This window comes from Polaribacter sp. Q13 (assembly GCF_016858305.2).
GTDB lineage: Bacteria > Bacteroidota > Bacteroidia > Flavobacteriales > Flavobacteriaceae > Polaribacter.
Window position 1 is genome coordinate 2,387,595 of record NZ_CP074436.1, and the last position, 18,992, is coordinate 2,406,586.

Annotated in this window: 13 protein-coding genes; all 13 read left to right on the plus strand. The window is 31.4% G+C overall.

All coding sequences use genetic code 11. The features are described from left to right. Positions 1-190 precede the first annotated feature (190 nt). The 13 genes from msrB to JOP69_RS10015 all read left to right on the plus strand — a co-directional run bounded on the left by msrB (position 191) and on the right by JOP69_RS10015 (position 18,988). Positions 191-637 (plus strand): peptide-methionine (R)-S-oxide reductase MsrB, encoded by a 447-nt coding sequence (gene msrB / locus JOP69_RS09955; RefSeq protein ID WP_203394314.1) that lies wholly within the window; start codon positions 191-193, stop codon positions 635-637. 96 nt (positions 638-733) lie between these two features. Beyond that, positions 734-1,270 (plus strand): peptide-methionine (S)-S-oxide reductase MsrA, encoded by a 537-nt coding sequence (msrA, locus tag JOP69_RS09960; RefSeq protein WP_203394313.1) that lies wholly within the window; start codon positions 734-736, stop codon positions 1,268-1,270. A 45-nt stretch (positions 1,271-1,315) separates the two neighbouring features. After that, on the plus strand, positions 1,316-1,552 hold the full coding sequence (locus JOP69_RS09965; protein WP_203394312.1) for a glutaredoxin domain-containing protein: 237 nt from the start codon (positions 1,316-1,318) through the stop codon (positions 1,550-1,552). Next, positions 1,552-3,108: a YdiU family protein gene (locus tag JOP69_RS09970; protein WP_203394323.1), complete on the plus strand. Its 1,557-nt coding sequence runs from the start codon at positions 1,552-1,554 to the stop codon at positions 3,106-3,108. Before JOP69_RS09965 ends, JOP69_RS09970 begins: the two co-directional genes overlap by 1 nt. A 65-nt stretch (positions 3,109-3,173) precedes the next feature. Further along, positions 3,174-4,118 (plus strand): aldo/keto reductase, encoded by a 945-nt coding sequence (locus JOP69_RS09975; RefSeq protein WP_203394311.1) that lies wholly within the window; start codon positions 3,174-3,176, stop codon positions 4,116-4,118. Then, positions 4,109-4,627, plus strand: coding sequence for a peptide-methionine (S)-S-oxide reductase (locus JOP69_RS09980; RefSeq protein ID WP_203394310.1), 519 nt, complete (start codon positions 4,109-4,111; stop codon positions 4,625-4,627). The genes JOP69_RS09975 and JOP69_RS09980 overlap by 10 nt, the downstream gene beginning before the upstream one ends. An 11-nt stretch (positions 4,628-4,638) precedes the next feature. Beyond that, positions 4,639-5,856, plus strand: coding sequence for a bifunctional alpha/beta hydrolase/OsmC family protein (locus JOP69_RS09985; RefSeq protein ID WP_203394309.1), 1,218 nt, complete (start codon positions 4,639-4,641; stop codon positions 5,854-5,856). Between the two features lie 16 nt (positions 5,857-5,872). Continuing rightward, a complete protein-coding gene (locus JOP69_RS09990; RefSeq protein WP_203394308.1) occupies positions 5,873-6,142 on the plus strand; it encodes a hypothetical protein in 270 nt (89 codons plus the stop codon). Between the two features lie 234 nt (positions 6,143-6,376). Beyond that, positions 6,377-11,284 (plus strand): translocation/assembly module TamB domain-containing protein, encoded by a 4,908-nt coding sequence (locus JOP69_RS09995; protein ID WP_203394307.1) that lies wholly within the window; start codon positions 6,377-6,379, stop codon positions 11,282-11,284. A 35-nt stretch (positions 11,285-11,319) separates the two neighbouring features. Then, positions 11,320-13,605, plus strand: coding sequence for a BamA/TamA family outer membrane protein (locus JOP69_RS10000; RefSeq protein WP_203394306.1), 2,286 nt, complete (start codon positions 11,320-11,322; stop codon positions 13,603-13,605). A gap of 61 nt (positions 13,606-13,666) precedes the next feature. Further along, positions 13,667-14,686: an XdhC family protein gene (locus JOP69_RS10005; protein ID WP_203394305.1), complete on the plus strand. Its 1,020-nt coding sequence runs from the start codon at positions 13,667-13,669 to the stop codon at positions 14,684-14,686. A gap of 4 nt (positions 14,687-14,690) precedes the next feature. Beyond that, complete coding sequence (locus JOP69_RS10010) at positions 14,691-15,290, plus strand: NTP transferase domain-containing protein (RefSeq protein WP_203394304.1); 600 nt, start codon at positions 14,691-14,693, stop codon at positions 15,288-15,290. Positions 15,291-15,304: 14 nt separating this feature from the next. Further along, positions 15,305-18,988: a metallophosphoesterase gene (locus tag JOP69_RS10015; RefSeq protein ID WP_203394303.1), complete on the plus strand. Its 3,684-nt coding sequence runs from the start codon at positions 15,305-15,307 to the stop codon at positions 18,986-18,988. Positions 18,989-18,992: the final 4 nt, after the last annotated feature.

An 18,992-nucleotide genomic window follows, 5' to 3' on the forward strand; every position in this document is an offset into this window, starting at 1 on the left:
GTAAAATTATTTTATAAATAAATAGGAAGAAATGATCATTCGTTCTGCTACTTTATCATTATTGGTCGTAAATTTATGTTTTGCTTTCAACGGCTCACAAATTAACAATTATTTGTAAGGTAACAAGTGTTTTTATGTCTAAAAAAACCGATAGCATTATAGTATTAATTTAAAAAGAAAGGAAACAAATATGCTTACTTGGAAAGAAATTATCAACTTTAGTGTAAAAGGAAATCCAACTCCAGATAAAAAAGTTGAGAAATCCGAAAAGGAATGGAGAGCTAAATTAACGGCAGAACAATTTAGAATTACAAGACAAAAAGGAACAGAAAGACCAAATTCTGGTGCTCTGTGTAGTATTTATGATGAAGGCCAATATAACTGTGTTTGTTGTAATACGCCTTTATTTGATTCTACTATAAAGTTCAATTCTAGTTCTGGATGGCCAAGTTTTACGCAACCTATTAAAGAAAATGCCATAAAATATCATAAAGATGTTTCTTTTGGTATGGTTAGAGTTGAAGTGATGTGCAATACGTGCGATGGACATTTAGGACACGTTTTTCCTGATGGTCCAGAACCAAGCGGTTTGCGCTATTGTATTAACTCTGAATCGATGGTTATTGATAAAAAATAATTTAATTTAAAAAATAATCTAAGGTCATTCTAAACGAAGAGGAATCTCACAATCATCGAGATTATTGGTATCGTCTAAATAACAAGGAACATATAAATGAATAAAAATTTACAAATAGCCACTGTAGGTGGTGGATGTTTTTGGTGTACAGAAGCTGTATTCCAAGAAGTAAAAGGCGTAGAAAAAGTGGTTTCTGGTTATGCTGGTGGCACTGCTCCGGGCAAACCTACGTATAGAGAAATTTGTTCTGGTTTAACAGGTCATGCAGAAGTTATTCAAATTACTTTTGATGCAGACATCATTTCTTACGAGGATATTTTGGTCGTTTTTATGACTACGCATGATCCTACTACAATGAACCAGCAAGGTGCAGATAGAGGAACTCAATATCGTTCTGTGATTTATTATCATGATGAAAATCAGCAAAAAATTGCAACAGAAGTGTTGAAACAAATTCAACCGTATTATACAGATACTATTGTTACTGAATTAACTGCATTACCTATATTTTATGAAGCTGAAGAAGCGCATCAAAATTATTATAGAGAAAACACACAACAAGGATACTGTAGTTTTGTAATTGAACCCAAATTGGCTAAATTGAGAAAATTACATGCCGATAAATTGAAGTGATATTATCATTTCTGCGCAAGCAGGAATCCTTTTTCAGTAAATAAAATGATAAAGCTATTTGGCACAGAAAGCTGCCATAAAACCCAATATTATAAAACATTTTTAGAAACGCGTAATTTAGATTACGCGTTTTTAGATGTAAAAAAGAATGAACTTTTTGCAGAAGAATTACGTAACTTGTATGAAAATAGAAAACTAAATTCCCCTACAATTACTATTAAGGATAAAAAATTAAGAAATCCTTCTGATAAAAATCTTTTGAAATGGATTGATACATTATGATAAAACTAAATATAAAAGAAACTTTTACCACAGAATTGCCTTCAGATTCTAATTTAGAGAACTCAAGAAGACAAGTAGAAAACGCAGCTTATTCTTTTGCTAACCCTAAGAAAACTGCAAAACCAAAAGTTTTACATGTTTCTCCTGAAATGGCTGCTGAATTAAATATTTCTGAAGAAGATTTAAAATCACAATTTTTTAAAAACATTGTTACCGGTAACGAAATTTATCCAGAAACAAAACCATTTGCTATGTGTTATGGCGGACATCAATTTGGCAATTGGGCAGGACAATTAGGCGATGGAAGAGCCATTAATTTATTTGAAGTTGAACATCAAAATAAGAACTGGAAAGTACAATTAAAAGGTGCAGGCGAAACTCCGTATTCTAGAACTGCAGATGGTTTGGCGGTTTTACGATCATCCGTAAGAGAATATTTGTGCGCAGAAGCCATGTTCCATTTAAACGTGCCAACTACAAGATCTCTGTCTCTAAGTTTATCTGGAGATCAAGTTTTACGTGATGTTTTATATGATGGAAATCCCGCGTATGAAAAAGGTGCCATTGTTTCTAGAATTGCTCCGAGTTTTTTACGTTTTGGTAGTTTTGAGATTTTTGCAGCTAGAAAAGACACCGAGAATTTAAAGAAGTTAGTTGATTATACTATCAAACATCATTTTCCGCATTTAGGAGCTACATCAAAAGAAAGTTATATCAACTTTTTTAAGGAAGTTTCTGAGCGTACTTTAAAAATGATTATCGACTGGCAACGTGTGGGTTTTGTACACGGAGTAATGAATACGGACAATATGTCTATCTTAGGTTTAACCATAGATTTTGGACCTTACGGATGGTTAGAAGGTTTCGATTTTGGCTGGACACCAAATACAACCGATAGTCAACACAAACGCTACCGTTACGGAAATCAGCCAAATATAGGTTTATGGAACTTGTATCAATTGGCAAATGCATTGTATCCGATCATTGAAGAAATAGCACCGTTAAATGCAATCTTAGAGCAATATAAAATCGATTTTGAAAAGCAATCTTTACAGATGATGAAATCGAAGTTAGGCTTGATTTCTTCCGATGAAGACGATTTAAAATTGATACAAGAATTAGAAGATACTTTGCAATTGGTAGAAACAGACATGACTATTTTCTTTAGAAATTTAAGTGATTTTACGGAGGAGAAATCAGGTTTCAAATTGATAGAAAATGCTTTTTACGATTTAGAAAATATTTCTGAAGAAGTAGAAAACAGATGGAATACTTGGTTTAAAAAATATGCTGATAGACTTGCTATAGAACGCCTTTCATCCGAAGAAAGAAAAGAACAAATGAATTTGGTAAATCCTAAATATGTGCTTAGAAATTACATGTCTCAAATGGCAATTGATGAAGCGGATAAAGGAAATTATACTTTAATTGATGAATTATTTCAACTATTAAAGAAACCATATTCAGAGCAGCCAGCAAACGAAAAATGGTTTGCAAAAAGACCAGAATGGGCGAGAAACAAAGTAGGTTGCTCTATGTTATCTTGTAGCTCTTAAAACTATATACAATTAAGACCTCACAGGTTTTAAAAACCTGTGAGGTCTCTTAAAATAATACAAATATGAAATTAGGATTAGGAACCGCAGCTTTAGGAAGACCACAATACATTAATGTCCGAACAGAAAGCTGTGACAACTCCAACTTAGCTGAATTTAGAAAACACAGTTTTTCTGTATTAGAAGAAGCGTATAATTTAGGAATTCGATATTTTGATACCGCTCCTGGTTATGGTTTGGCAGAAGAATTATTATTAGAATGGGTGCAAACTAAAAACGACAACACTATTGAAATCGCCACAAAATGGGGCTATACCTACACGGCCAATTTTGATGTTAACGCAACGGTTCATGAAGTAAAAGAACATAGTTTGTCTAAGTTAAATGAGCAATGGGATTTTTCTAAACAACTCCTGCCCTATTTAAAAGTGTATCAAATTCATTCTGCAACTTTAGAAACTGGTGTTTTAGAAAATAAAGAAGTCTTAGAATATTTAGCTTATTTAAAAAAAGAATTCAACCTAAAAATAGGATTGACCACCACAGGAACCAACCAGGTTGAAGTAATTAAAAAAGCACTGAATGTTTTGGTTGATGGAGAGCAAGTATTTGATGTATTCCAAGTAACTTATAATTTCTTAGACCAAAGTTTACAAGAAGTAATTGCCGAATTAACTCGTCAGAATAAATCGATTGTCATTAAAGAAGCTTTGGCTAATGGACGAGTTTTTAAGAATGAAAGCTATCCGAATTACAATAAAATGTATGCTACTTTAGAAAAATTAGCTAAAAAACACAACGTAGGTGTAGATGCTATTTCTCTAAAATATTGCGAGCAAACAATTCCGAAAAGTATTGTTTTAAGTGGAGCAAGAACAACAGAACAACTAAAAGAAAATCTAAAACTGAATTATTTTACCTTGTCTGCTGATGAAATTGAAGTCTTAAATACTTTAAAAGTTGATCCAGAATCTTATTGGTCAGAAAGGAAACAACTGACATGGAATTAACCAAAATTGCTTTTGGTGGTTGTTGTCATTGGTGTACAGAAGCCGTTTTTCAAACCTTAGTTGGCGTAAATAAAGTGGAACAAGGTTGGATTGCATCCACAGAAAAAAATAACACGTTTTCTGAAGCCGTTATTGTGTCTTTTAATACTGATAAAATCAATTTAAAAACATTGATAGAAATTCATTTATTCACACATAAAAGTACGAGTAATCATTCTATGAGAACAAAATACCGTTCTGCTATTTATTATTTCACACATCAACAAAAAGAAGATTGTTTAAAAATAATTAAAGAATTACAAGTCAGTTTTAAAGATAAAATAATTACAAAAGTATTAACCTTTAAAGAGTTTAAACCGAATACAGAAGAATTTCAGAATTATTACCAATCAAATCCTGATAAACCTTTTTGTCAGAATTACATCAACCCTAAGTTGACATTTTTATTACAGCAATTTTCACAAAACATAGACAAACGTAAAGTTAGTCACCTTATTCCGACTACCTAAAAAACAGAAGCATGAACACTATTAGATTAGAAATTGAAAATAAAAAAGGCTTAAAATTACAAGCGTATTTAGAATTACCTGCAAATGAAAAACCGAATCAATTTGCCATTTTTGCACATTGTTTTTCTTGCAATAGTAATTTTAATGCCGTAAAAAATATCAGTCGTTCTTTGTCTAATCATGGTTTTGGCGTTTTACGTTTCGATTTTACAGGACTAGGAAGAAGTGAAGGCGAATTTGCTGAAAGTCACTTTTCTGCCAATGTAGAAGACTTATTAGCGGTGAATGATTTTTTAGAAAAAAACTATAAAGCACCTTCTTTATTAGTCGGTCATTCTTTGGGTGGAGCAGCTGTTATTGTAGCAGCTTCAAAATTAGCAAACATAAAAGCGGTTGCCACTGTTGGCGCACCTGCAACTGTTGGGCATGTAACCCATTTATTTTCACATGGAACAGAAGAAATTCCAGAAAAAGGAGATGTTGAAGTAAAAATTGGAGGTCGTCCTTTTAAAATAAATCAAGATTTTGTAAACGATTTTGGCAAAACCGATTTACCAAAAATCATAAAAGACTTACGCAAGCCAATTTTGGTAATGCACGCTCCTTTCGATAAAGTAGTCGGAATAGAAAATGCGCATGAAATTTACCATAATGCCATGCATCCAAAGAGTTTTATAAGTTTAGACGATGCAGATCATTTATTGTCAAAACCTTCAGATAGCATTTATGTGGGTAATATGATTGGTACTTGGGTGGAGCGTTATTTTGAACCTGAAGAAAATAACATGATTTCTACGGAGGGTGAGCAATTAGTTGGTCATTTAAACTTGTTAGAAGACAATTTTACCACTTCTATTCAGACTAAAAAACACTCGTTTATTGCTGATGAACCTGCAAGTGTTGGTGGTGATGATTTTGGTCCTTCTCCGTATGACTTTTTAAGTGCAGGTTTGGCTGCTTGTACAGTAATGACCTTAAAAATGTATGCCGAACGTAAAAAATGGGATTTACAAGAGGTTTTTGTTTATATCACCTATTCTAAAAAACATAGTGACGATTTAAATATTGATGTAGAAAAACCAACTCATTTTGATCATTTAAAGAAGAAATTAAAGTTTGTTGGCAATCTAGATGATAAACAAAAGCAACGTTTAAAAGAGATTGCTGCTAAATGCCCTGTTCATAAAACCTTGTTAAGTGATATTATTATAGAAACAGAAATCGTATAACCAAAAACCACAATTTATGAGCATTCTAACAAATATTAAAAATTACTTTAACGATAAAGCGGAAGGAAATACTGCAAAAAAAGCACCTGTTGGTCTTTGCCCAAATTGTTGGGGAAAACAAGAATGGGAAGGAGAATTCTACAAGCAAAATAAAGGAAACAAATTACTAGGAGATGATCAAACCTATAATAATTTTATCAATAAAATTGTAGAAAATAATATTAGTGGCATTATTATAAATAAAGACACGTATCAGTGTGAAACTTGTAAAATTGGCTATAAATAGCAGGTTAAAATATATTACCACCGTTTTAAAAGACCTATAATCGTTAAATTTTAGCAAAAGAGTTAAAAGTTTATGATATAAGGATAATTTGAATAGAAATAGCAAGTTACATTTGCTCAACTAAAATTGTATGTAACAGTGTCTAAAAAAATAAAGAATAAAAAATATCGCTTTTTAAGAAGATTCTTGCGAGTCCTTTCAGGCTTTTTTATTTTTATTACGCTATTGATTCTAATGATTAGAAGTCCGTGGGGACAAAATATTATTGTTGATAAAGCGGTAAACTATGTTACGGGTAAAACAAACACTAAAATTACTGTAGACAAACTATTTTTAACTTTTAAAGGTGGTTTGCAATTAGATGGTTTGTATTTAGAAGACACCAAAGGAGATACGTTGGTGTATTCTAAATCTTTAGAAGCAAACCTACCTCTTTGGGGAATGATTAAAGGAGGTGCCGTTGGTGTAGATAACTTAAAATGGAATGGTTTACGTGCCAATATTATAAGAAAAGACAGTCTTTCTGGATATAACTTTCAGTTTTTAATAGATGCATTTGCATCAGAAGAACCAACTCTTGTTGTTGAAGAAACAACCTCGGAGCCTATAGATATTGTTCTTGGAAATATTGATTTATCAAATATTAATGTTGTTTTTAAAGATGATGTTCTTGGAATTGACAGTCATTTTAAAATTGGAAATCTAACTGCCAATATGGATAAAGTTGATTTGCAAAAAATGATTTTTAATGCTGATGAAATTTCACTTTCTAACACAAATATTAGACTTATTCAAAAGCCTGTAATTTCAAATACGCCAACTACAGAATCTGATTTACCAACTTTATCTGTAAACAAATTTACTTTAAACAAGGTTGAAGCTTATTTTGAAAACCCGCAAGATCAATTAATAGCAGATGTAAAGATTGCTGAGTTTTATACAGAAATCCCTGAAATTAATTTATCAAAAAACATAATTAACCTTACCACTCTTCAGCTTAAAAATTCTGATATTCTCTTAAAAACAACTTCAACGAATTCAGCTGTTACAGAAACAACAAATGTCAACAATGATTTTGTTTGGCCAGATTTTGAGGTTCAAATAGACGATATTAATATAGAAAACAACAAGATTCAGTATTTTGTAAATAATGAAAAGGTTGTTAAAAACACTTTTAATCCGAATGCGATTGTTTTAGAAAACTTGACACTAAAAGTTGCTGATATTTTCTTAAAAGACAAAAAAGCAGGTTTACAATTAAATGCATTTAATTTTGAAGAAAAATCTGGATTCAATTTAAAAGAATTCGCATTAAACACAAAACTTAGTGACAACGAATTTGAAGTTTCAGATATAAATATTCAGATTGATAAAAATAAAATCTCTGGTTTTGCAAAAGCAAATTACAAATCAATTTCGCAATTAATTTCATCACCAGAAAAAACAAATATTCAATTAAAAATACCATCGTTTAGTCTTTGGTTAGAAACTCTTTTTAAGTTTCAACCAACATTAAAAGAGAACGAATACATTAATAAACTAAGTAAAAGAAGCCTTACCGGAACTGTAAATATTGATGGTTCTTTGGCTGATGTAAACATTTCTAACACCAATATTAATTGGGGAAATTCCACAAAAATTTCTTTAGACGGAAACTTTAAAAACGTTACCGATACAGATAAATTACAACTGAACATTTCTAACTTTAAAGCAAAGACAAAACGAAATGATCTTTTACAAATTGTAGATGAAAAAGCATTAGGTATTCATTTACCGGAAGACATTTTAATAACGAGCAACATCAATGGTACTTTAAGTAATATTAGTACTAATACACAAATAAAGACATCGCAAGGTATTGCTACAATTAAAGGAATCTTTAAAAACGGAACTAAAATCAACTATACTACCGATATCCAAATTGAAAATTACAATGTTGGTACTCTTTTAATGAACCCTAAGTTTGGTGAATTAAGCATTACCCTAAACTCTAAAGGAAGTGGTAAGAATATTCAGGATTTGGACGCCACTTTAAAAACGACTATTTCTAAGTTTCAATTAGAAAACTATCCCCTTAAAGACCTAAATATAGAAGGCGAATTAAAAAACGGTAAAGGAACATTTTCTTCCAACTATAAAGATGATAATTTAAACTTAGACCTAAATGCGAATGTAAATTTAGATTCTATAAACACCAAAGCAACTGTAAATCTAAATCTAATTGGTGCAGATTTAGAGGCGCTTGGTATCATGCAGCGTAAGGTAAAGACCGGATTAAAACTTTCTTTAGATTTTAAAGGAAACGCCGAAAGTTACACGCTAAAAAGCAATATAAAAAATGGTGTGGCCGTCTATAATAATAGCACCTTTTTGGTAGGAGACTTCACTGCAAATGCCTTTGTAGACAAAGACACAACAGCTGTTTCTATCAAAAATAAGATGATTGATTTAAATTTAGAATCAAACACAGACCCACAAACTTTTAGCACCGCTTTACAACGTCATGTTGCTAGTTATTTTTATAGAAATGTTACTGTTTCTGACACTATTAAAAGCCCTGTAAATTTAAAATTAAAAGCAAAAATTTCTCAAACGCCACTTTTAAGAGATGTCTTCTTGGTTAATTTAAAAGATTTAGACACCATAAATATTGATGTGGATTTTAAAGAGAAAGAAAGAAAACTGATTGCTAATATTACGGCTCCTCACATTAATTTTAGCGATAATGAACTAGACAGTTTGGCTTTTTCTATGCATACAGATAAAGAGGATTTCAACTTTAATTTAGGATTTAAGGAAATTACCGCAGGCCCTTTAAATGTGCCAAAAACTATAATTACCGGAACCCAAAAAGACAACGAATTATCTCTTAATTTTTTAGGTTTTTATAAGGGAGAAAAATTGATGAATGTAAACACGTCCATCACTGGAAATAGCGATAAATTAAAGTTTACCATAGACAAAGACAGTTTATTATTGAATAGCAATAATTGGAAAATCCCTAAAACCAATGCCATTATTTTTGAGAATGATAAACTAACATTTTACGATTTTAAAATAAATCTTGGAAATCAATCTATAGAAATTACAGATAAAATTCCGCGTATTGCTAATGATCATATTGCCATCAATTATAAAAACTTTGAGATCAATGAAGTTTTCAATTATTTAAGTCCCGAAAAAGAAATTACAACCGGAGTTTTAAATGGCGATTTTATTTTAGAACAACCTTTTGGTGATACTGGTATTATTGCCAATCTAAGCATTAGTAAACTACAAGTTTTAAAAACAGACTTTGGTAAATTAAGTGTAGATGCAAAGTCTTTAGAAAACGGAAAATATGATTTTAACGCATCCTTAAAAGAAGGAACAGTAGATTTAGATTTAAAAGGTGACTATTTGGTAGAAAATAATGATGCTAGTTTAAATTTAGATTTACTAATTAACGATTTTAAAATGAAAGCTTTAAACACATTTTCATTAGGCGAAATTAAAGAAACTTCTGGCAGTTTTTCTGGAGATTTTAAAGTAACCGGAAAAACATCCGACCCAAAATATAAAGGAAGTTTACATTTTACAAATGCAGCTTTTAAAGTTGCCAAATTAAATGCAAAATTCAATTTAAAGGATGAAACTTTACAGGTAGATAACAGTGGTTTTAACATGTCTAATTTTACCATATTAGATGCAGAAAAAAACGCACTCGTAGTTTCTGGAGACATTAAAACCAAGAGTTTTATAAACCCTACATTTAATTTAGAGATTAAAGCAAATAAATTTAGAGTGCTAAATGCTACAAAAGAAGACAACGAATCTCTTTACGGAAAAGTATCTTTTAATGTGGATGCAAAACTAACTGGAAATTTGCAAGTCCCTAAATTAAATGCAAAATTAGTAGTTGGTTCAGATACAGATGTTACCTATGTGTTGCCATCTAGCTATACAAATATAGAAGAAAGAGATGGTGTTGTTGCTTTTGTAAATAGAGAGAATCCTGATGCCATTTTAACACAAAAAGAAGAACAAACTGCAACCATTACTGGTTTTGATGTAAAAGCATTCCTGAAAATTGATAAAAAAGCAGCCGTTAAAGTTATCATTGATAAAAATACTGGCGACAACTTTAAGGTTTCTGGTGATGGTGATTTCATCTTTCAAATGACGCCAAATGGGCGTTTGTCTTTAACAGGTGCTTATGAAGTTGCAAGCGGACACTATGAACTTAACTTATACAATGTTGTTGATAGAAAATTTGTTTTAGTTCCTGGAAGTAGAATTTCTTGGTCCGGAGATCCTTTTGATGCCAAGTTAGATATTCGTACAACGTATACTTTAAAAACCTCAGCGTCTGATTTAATGGCCTCACAAATTTCAGGGGAAGATTCATCAACAAAAAATAAGTACAAACAAGTATTGCCTTTTAATGTGTATTTAAATATTGGTGGCGAATTGTTACAACCAAAAATATCTTTTAATTTAGACATGCCAGAAGAGCAGCAGGGTGCCATTGGCGGTCAGGTTTACGAACGTGTGCAACAAGTTAATCAACAAGAAGACGAGTTAAATAAGCAAGTTTTTTCTTTACTAGTTTTAAGTAGGTTTTACCCAGATACGAGTAGTGATGGTAGTTCGGGTGGTTTTGCTACGATTGCTAGAAACAATTTAAATGATGCTGTTTCGGGGCAATTAAATGCTTTTTCTGATAAAATTCTCGGAGGTTCTGGTATCGAATTAGATTTTGGATTAAATAGTTTTACAGATTACCAAGGGGACGCGCCAACAGATAGAACGCAATTAGATGTTGCTGCTCAGAAAAAATTATTTAATGATCGTTTAACCGTAAGAGTTGGTAGCGAAGTAGACATACAAGGAAGTAGTTCTACGGAAGAGAAATCTCCATTAATTGGTAACGTGAGTTTAGAGTACAAAATTACTGAAGACGGAAGATATAGACTTAAAGGTTTTAGAAAAAGTGAATTTGAAAATGTAATAGACGGACAAATAATTGTAAACGGAATTGCCTTAATTTTCACCAAAGAATTTAATGAATTTCAACAACTTTGGAATTCTATTTTACGTTCGAAAAAGGAAAAAGAGAACACAAATAAAAAGGAAAACAAAACAGCGCCAAAAAACGAGTAACGTTGATAATTTAGAAAATAAAAAGTAACTAAATTTTGAAAGCATCCTATAAAAAATATAGCATTTTATTAGTACTATTCGTGTTTATTTACGGTTGTGGTATTAAAAATTACATACCAGAAAATAAACGTTTATACACGGGTGCTTCTATAGAAATTAAAGCAGATTCTACGGTACAGAAAATATCTGAATTACAACAAGATTTATCTTCTGTATTAAGTCAGCAACCGAATACAAAATTCCTTGGCATGCACCTGGGGTTGTATTATTTCTATAAAAATCAGCAAGAAAAAACCAACTTTCTAAATAGATGGTTGTTTAAAAAATTCGGACAAAACCCGGTCTATCAATCGGATATAAATCAGTTAGAGAATAAAGACATTTTAAGAAATAAATTAGAAAATTATGGCTTTTTCTACAGTACTATTAATTCTACATTTAAGGAAAAGGAAAAAGAAGCATCTATAATATATCGTTTAAAAATACCGAAACCTTATAAAATGGCTACTTACAAAATAGACAGTATGGTTTCGCCAATTTATGAAGAGGTAAAAAATTTAACGACCTCCTCTCCTATCAAAAACGATTCGCGCTTCGATTTGGGAAGTTTAAAATTAGAACGACAACGATTAGATACCGAATTAAAAAACAAAGGATACTATAATTTTAATTCGGAATTTCTACTTTTTGAAGCTGATACGAATAGATATAAAAGTAAAAAATTCGATTTATTTTTAAAATTAAAAGCCAACGTTCCTAAAAAAGCTACCATTCCTTATCAAATTAAAAGCATCAATGTTTATCCGAATTATAATTTAAATGATTCTACAGATGTAAAAAACAATCGTTTTCAAGAAAAAACATATCATCAGGATACAGTGTTTTTTGAACCAAAATATTTAGATGAATTTATCACTTTAAAAGAAGGTGATTTATTTAATCCATTAACTTCTAAAAATACTGCTAGAAAACTCTCTTCCATTGGTGTATATAAATTTGTAAACATACAATACAAAGAAATAACAGACTCCCTAACAAACCTAGGTAGTTTAGAAGCTAATATATTTTTATCTCCATTAACAAAACGCGCCATACGTGCAGAACTACAAGCGGTTTCTAAATCTAACAATTTTGCTGGCCCAGAGTTATCCCTTACCTATAGTAATAGAAATTTATTTAAAGGCGGTGAAACTTTAAACATTAGCACAAATATTGGTTATGAAACGCAAATATTTAGCAGTAGTTCTGGATTAACTAGTTTAGAATTGGGACTAAAAGGTGAACTCATTTTCCCTAGAGTGATCGCTCCTTTTTCTATAAATAAAGATTATTTTGATTATTCTATTCCGAAAACTAAAATGAGTTTAAGTGCCACGTATTTAAACAGAAGCGATTTGTATACACTGTTATCTGGTACAGGTCTTTTTGGGTATACTTGGAATGCAAATAAATACATCACCTACGAGTTTAATCCTATTTCGGTAAGTTATACTCGTTTATCAAATACTACCGATGCATTTCAAGAAATCTTAGACAACAACTCGTATTTAGAAAGCAGTTTTGAACAGCAATTTATAAGCGGACTTACCTTTTCTTTTACCTATAATGAAATGCTGAGTGCGGCAAAAGAGCATCAATTTTATTTACAAACTACATTAGATGTTGCTGGTAATTCTATTAGTTTGTTTGATAAAAAAACAGCTGAAACGAATACATTTTTGGGTTTAGAATATGCACAATATGCAAAAGCAGATCTAGATGTAAGGTATCATTATAATTTTGGTTCTAAAAAAGAACAAACCATTGCTTCCAGATTCTTTGCTGGCTATGGGTATGCTTACGGCAATTCTGATGTTATTCCGTTTGTAAAACAATATTATTCTGGCGGACCTTATAGTGTAAGAGCCTTTAGTACTAGGTCTCTAGGCCCTGGGACTTATGACGGTAATAATACAGATGATGATAGTTCTTTTTTTGATAAAACAGGTAATGTCCGATTAGAAGCAAATTTAGAATATCGTTTTCCCATATATTCTATTCTAAAAGGTGCTGTTTTTGCAGATGCAGGAAATGTTTGGAATACTGTTTCAAATGCCGATTTTAATGATGATGATGGTAATATTACAGATAAATTTACGTCGAACTTTATAAATGAATTAGGTATGGGTGCAGGTTTTGGTTTGCGGGTAGATGTGCAAGGTTTTGTTATCCGTTTCGATTTAGCGGCTCCTTTTCATGATCCTTCTTTAGAAGAAGGAAAACGTTGGGATTTTAGAGCAGACGAACCCGTTTTAAACTTTGCCATTGGGTATTCTTTTTAGAATCACCAAAAATAGGTTGGTTAAAAGTTTTATATTTAAATTTCCAAATTAGTTTTTATCAATGAATCACGAACTCAAAGAAATCATCAATCAAGCAGCCATCAATCAGCAAAAGGGGTTGAAAAATGTTTTGGCTACTGTAGTACATTTAAAAGGATCTTCTTACAGAAAACCAGGTGTTAGAATGTTAATTTCTGAAGATTTAAATTCTGTTGGTGCCGTAAGTGGTGGTTGTGTAGAAAAAGAAATTATACACAGAGCAAAAAGTGTTTTTGCTGATAACAAACCAAAAATGATTACCTACGATGGTAGATACAAATTAGGCTGCGAAGGCATTTTATATGTTTTAATTGAACCCTTTTTAGTTTCTGATGCGTTTCTAAATCACTTTTCTAAAGTAAATGATAACAGAGAAACTATAAAAATAGAAAGTTATTTTACAGCCGAAAATGAAGCTTTTGGTAATTTTGGTTCTGTAATAACTTTTGAGAACAAAGAACAATTTATATTTTCAGACTTCTTCAATTATCAGCAGAAAAATGAGGTTGCCATTTTTTCTCAAATAATACAACCTAGTTTTAGGTTGATTATAATTGGAGGCGAACATGATGCTGTTAAACTCTGTAAAGTAGCCGCTACCTTAGGTTGGGAAATTGATGTGATTACTTGCGTAAAAGATAGTAAACAAATAAAAGATTTTCCGGGAGCAAATTCGGTAAATGGTGATTCTCCAGAATCCATTCAGTTTAAAAATATTGAAGAAAACACGGCTATTGTAATTATGAATCATAGTTACGTGCAAGATTTAAAATATGTTATAAAATTATCTGAATACAGACCTAAATATATTGGTATTCTAGGCGCACCAAACAGAAGAGAGCGTTTGTTTAATGAGCTTTTTGAGTTTGTCCCAGATCTTTCCGACGAATTTTTAGACAACATTTACACGCCAGCAGGTTTGCATATTGGTGCACAAACTCCAGAAGAAATTGCGGTTTCTATTGTTGCCGAAATTCTATCTGTTATCAGAAAAAAAGAACCCTTTTCTTTGAGAAACCTTACAGGAAAAATCAATAATTAAGTTGATGAGAAATATTGCATTTTTAGTTTTAGCTGCTGGAAAATCATCGAGAATGAATGGTATAAAACAGCTAGAAAAAATCAATAATAAAACACTTTTAGAGCTTACTTTAGAGAAAGTACAAACCATTTCTTCTTCAACTATCTTTTGTGTTTTAGGAGCAAATGCGGATAAAATTAAATCGGAAACACCTTTAGAAAACATCCAATTTATTGAGAACACTAATTTTGAAGACGGATTAAGTTCAAGCATCATTGCGGGAATCAATTATTTTAAAGAAAAGGAGTTAAATTTTGAGGGTATTTTTATTTTACTGGCAGATCAACCAGCTATTGATGTTACCTATTTAGAAGCCATGCTTCATCTGTTTCAACAAAATAAGGATAGGATTATCGCATCTAACTATGGAGAAAAATTAGGTGTTCCTGCTATTTTTCCTAAAAAATATTTTTCAGATTTACTATTGATAAAAGGAGACAAGGGCGCAAAAGAATTCATCAATAAAAAGAAAAAAGAAGTGCTTTGCCCTAAAGAAACTACCAATTTTTTTGACATCGATACGAAAGAAGATTTGCATCGGTATAAAAATTCAATTTTAAAATAGCTATTTTCGTGCCTATGAAACTATTCAAATACTCAGTATTCACTTTACTATTCTTATTGATTTCTGCTTGCGCGACCATAAAGAAGCAAATTGCAGATAATCAACCCAATGTAATAAAAAAAGATAGTACTAAAATTGAACATACTTTTTATTTAATAGGAGATGCAGGAAACTCATCTCTTACAGAAGATTCTGCCGCTTTAAAGTATTTAAAGAATCAAATTAAAAATGCTTCAGAAAACTCTACTTTACTTTTTTTAGGAGACAATGTATATGAAACTGGAATTCCGAAGAAAAAATCAAAAAAATATCCTTTAGCAAAAAGAAGAATTGAAGCGCAGACAGATGTTGCCAAACAATTTAAAGGAAACTCAATATTTATTCCTGGAAATCATGATTGGTACCATGGTTTAGATGGCTTAAAAAGAGAAGAAAAATTAGTAGAAAAAGCATTAGGGAAATCATCTTTTTTACCGAATAATGGCTGTCCGTTAGAGAAAGTAAACATATCTGATGACATTGTTTTAATTATTGTAGACACACATTGGTACTTAACAAATTGGGACAACCACCCAACAATTAATGATGAATGTGAGATTAAAACAAGAACTAAATTCTTAGACGAGTTTGAAGGTTTGATAAAAAAAGCGCGCGGAAAAACAACTATTGTGGCACTGCATCACCCAATGTTTACAAATGGTTCTCATGGCGGAAAATATTCTTTAAAGAGCCACATGAATCCTTTACCTATTTTAGGTTCTCTAAAAAACTTAATTAGAGAAACATCTGGATTATCAAATACAGACATCCAAAATAAAAAATACAACGAACTTAGAAAACGCATTATAACATTATCTCAAGAGAATGATAAAACAATTTTTGTATCAGGTCACGATCATAATTTACAATATATTGTAGAAGACAACCTACCACAAATAGTTAGTGGTTCTGGTTCTAAAACCACACCAACAAAATTAACCGGAAATGCAAAGTTTACTTATGGAACTCAAGGTTTTACTAAATTAGACGTATATAAAGATGGTTCGTCTAACGTGCGTTTTTATAGTGTAAAAGATGATAAAGTTGTTTATGAAACGGAAGTTCTACCTGCTAATAAAAATAAAAATTTCACCACGTACCCTAAACTTACAATTACCGAAAAGAAAGCACCTATCTACACTAAAAAAGAGGTTACAAAAAATGGGGTTTACCGATTTTTATGGGGAGAGCGTTACAGAAAATATTTTGGTACAGAAGTAAATGCGCCAACTGTAGATTTAGATACCCTTTTTGGAGGATTAAGACCGGTAAGAAAAGGTGGTGGACATCAATCTAAATCGTTAAGACTAGAAGATAAAAAAGGACGCGAATACGTAATGCGTGCCTTGCGAAAAAATGCCGTTCAATATTTACAAGCCGTTGCTTTTCAAGACCAATATATAGAAGGACAATTTAATGATACGGCTACCGAAGATTTATTAAGCGATGTATTTACAGGCTCTCACCCTTACGCGCCATTTACTATTGGAAAATTGTCTGACGCTGTTGGTGTTTATCACACAAACCCTGTTTTATATTACATTCCTAAGCAGAATAGTTTAGGAAGTTTTAATAATGAATTTGGTGATGAATTGTATATGATTGAAGAACGAGCGGCTTCTGGTCATGGAGACAAAAAAAGTTTTGGTTTTGCAAACAAAATAATTAGCACAGACGACTTATTAAAGAGTTTAAGTAAAAACGAAAATCATGTTTTAGATGAAAAGGCATACATTAGAGCACGTTTGTTTGACATGCTAATTGGTGATTGGGATAGACATGAAGACCAATGGAGATGGGCCGTTTTTAAAGAAGGAAAAGAAACAATTTACAGACCAGTTCCTAGAGATAGAGACCAAGCCTTTTCAGTTTTTGCAGATGGATTTTTACTAAATATAGCCACAAGGATAATTCCAACCTTACGTTTAATGCAATCTTACGAACAAGAATTAAATAGCCCAAAATGGTTTAATTTAGAACCGTATCCTTTAGATATGGCATTAATTACAACTGCTAATAAAAGTGTTTGGGATGCACAAGTAAACTTAATAACAACACAACTTACAGATGCGGTGATAGATGATGCTTTTACTAATTTTCCGAAAGAAGTTAAAGACAAAACCATCTCTGAAATAAAAATAAAATTACAAGGTAGAAGACGAAATTTACAGAAAATTTCTGATTCTTATTTTCATCATATAAATAAATTTCAAGTTATAAAAGGAACTAATAAAGACGATTGGTTTGATATTGAAAGATTACCTAACGGAAACACAAAAGTTACAGGGTATCGTATAATAAAAGGTGAAAAAGGTACTGTTTTTCATGAACGAACTTACAACAAATCTATAACCAAAGAAATTTGGATTTATGGTTTAGATGATGAAGATACTTTTGTTGTTAAAGGAGCAGATAAAGACCTTATTAAAGTGAGAATTATTGGTGGACAAAACAATGATACTTATAGTATTTTAAATGGTAAAAAGGTGAAATTATACGACTTTAAATCAAAGAAAAACACTTTTACAACTAATAAAGGACTTAAGAAATTAACGGATCATTACGAAACCAATGTGTATGATTATAAAAAGCTAAAAAACAATCAGTTTATGATAGCACCAACATTAGGTTTCAACCCAGATGATGGGGTAAAAGTTGGGGTTTCTAATGTATACACTGTCTATGGTTTTGAGAGAAACCCATTTAGTGCACAACATATTTTAAACGCTGCTTACTACTTTGAAACCAATGGTTTTGAACTGAATTACACTAGTGAATTTGCAAACGTTTTTAAAAGTTGGAATTTAGGAGTAAAAGCACGCTTTACAAGTCCTAATTTTGCAATGAACTATTTTGGGTTAGGCAATTACACTATTGACCCAAATAAGCATAATAATGAAAAAGAAGAAGAATATAATAGAGTCCGAATAAAAGAAGTTACCGTAGGTTCTTTTGTTCATTGGAAAGGAGATTTAGACGCCAAGTTTAAAGTAGGAGTAAATTTTCAAAACTATAAAGTAGAAAAAACACCTGATAGAATTGTAAGTAAACCATTGGTTACAAACAGTACTATTTTTAACAACCAACAATTTATTAATACAGAAGCAGGTTACCAATTCGAAAACACCGATAATGCAGCATTCCCTACAATAGGAATGAACACATCATTGAAAGTAGGATATACTTCAAACTTAAACAACAGCAATAATTTCGGGTATTTAATTCCGGCTATTTCATTTAATCATAAATTAATTTCTAGCGAAAAATTAGTATTTGCAACTAAAGTAAAAGGTCATTTTAATTTTGGTGATTCTTATGAATTTTATCAAGCTGCAAGCGTTGGAGGAAATGATGGTTTAAGAGGATATAGAAATCAACGATTTACAGGCAAAAATTCTTTATATCAATCTACAGACATACGCCTACTTTTAACAAAAATTAAAACAAGTATTGTTCCTTTAAGCATTGGTATGTATGGTGGTTTTGATTACGGAACTGTTTGGGGGCAACAAAATACTACGTTTAACAACACTAAATTTAATACGTCTATTGGTGGTGGCGTTTTCTTTAATGCGGCAAATATGTTAGTTGCAAACGTGGCTGTGTTTAACAGTAATGATGGAGTAAGAGCAACCGTTAATTTAGGATTCAACTTTTAATAAA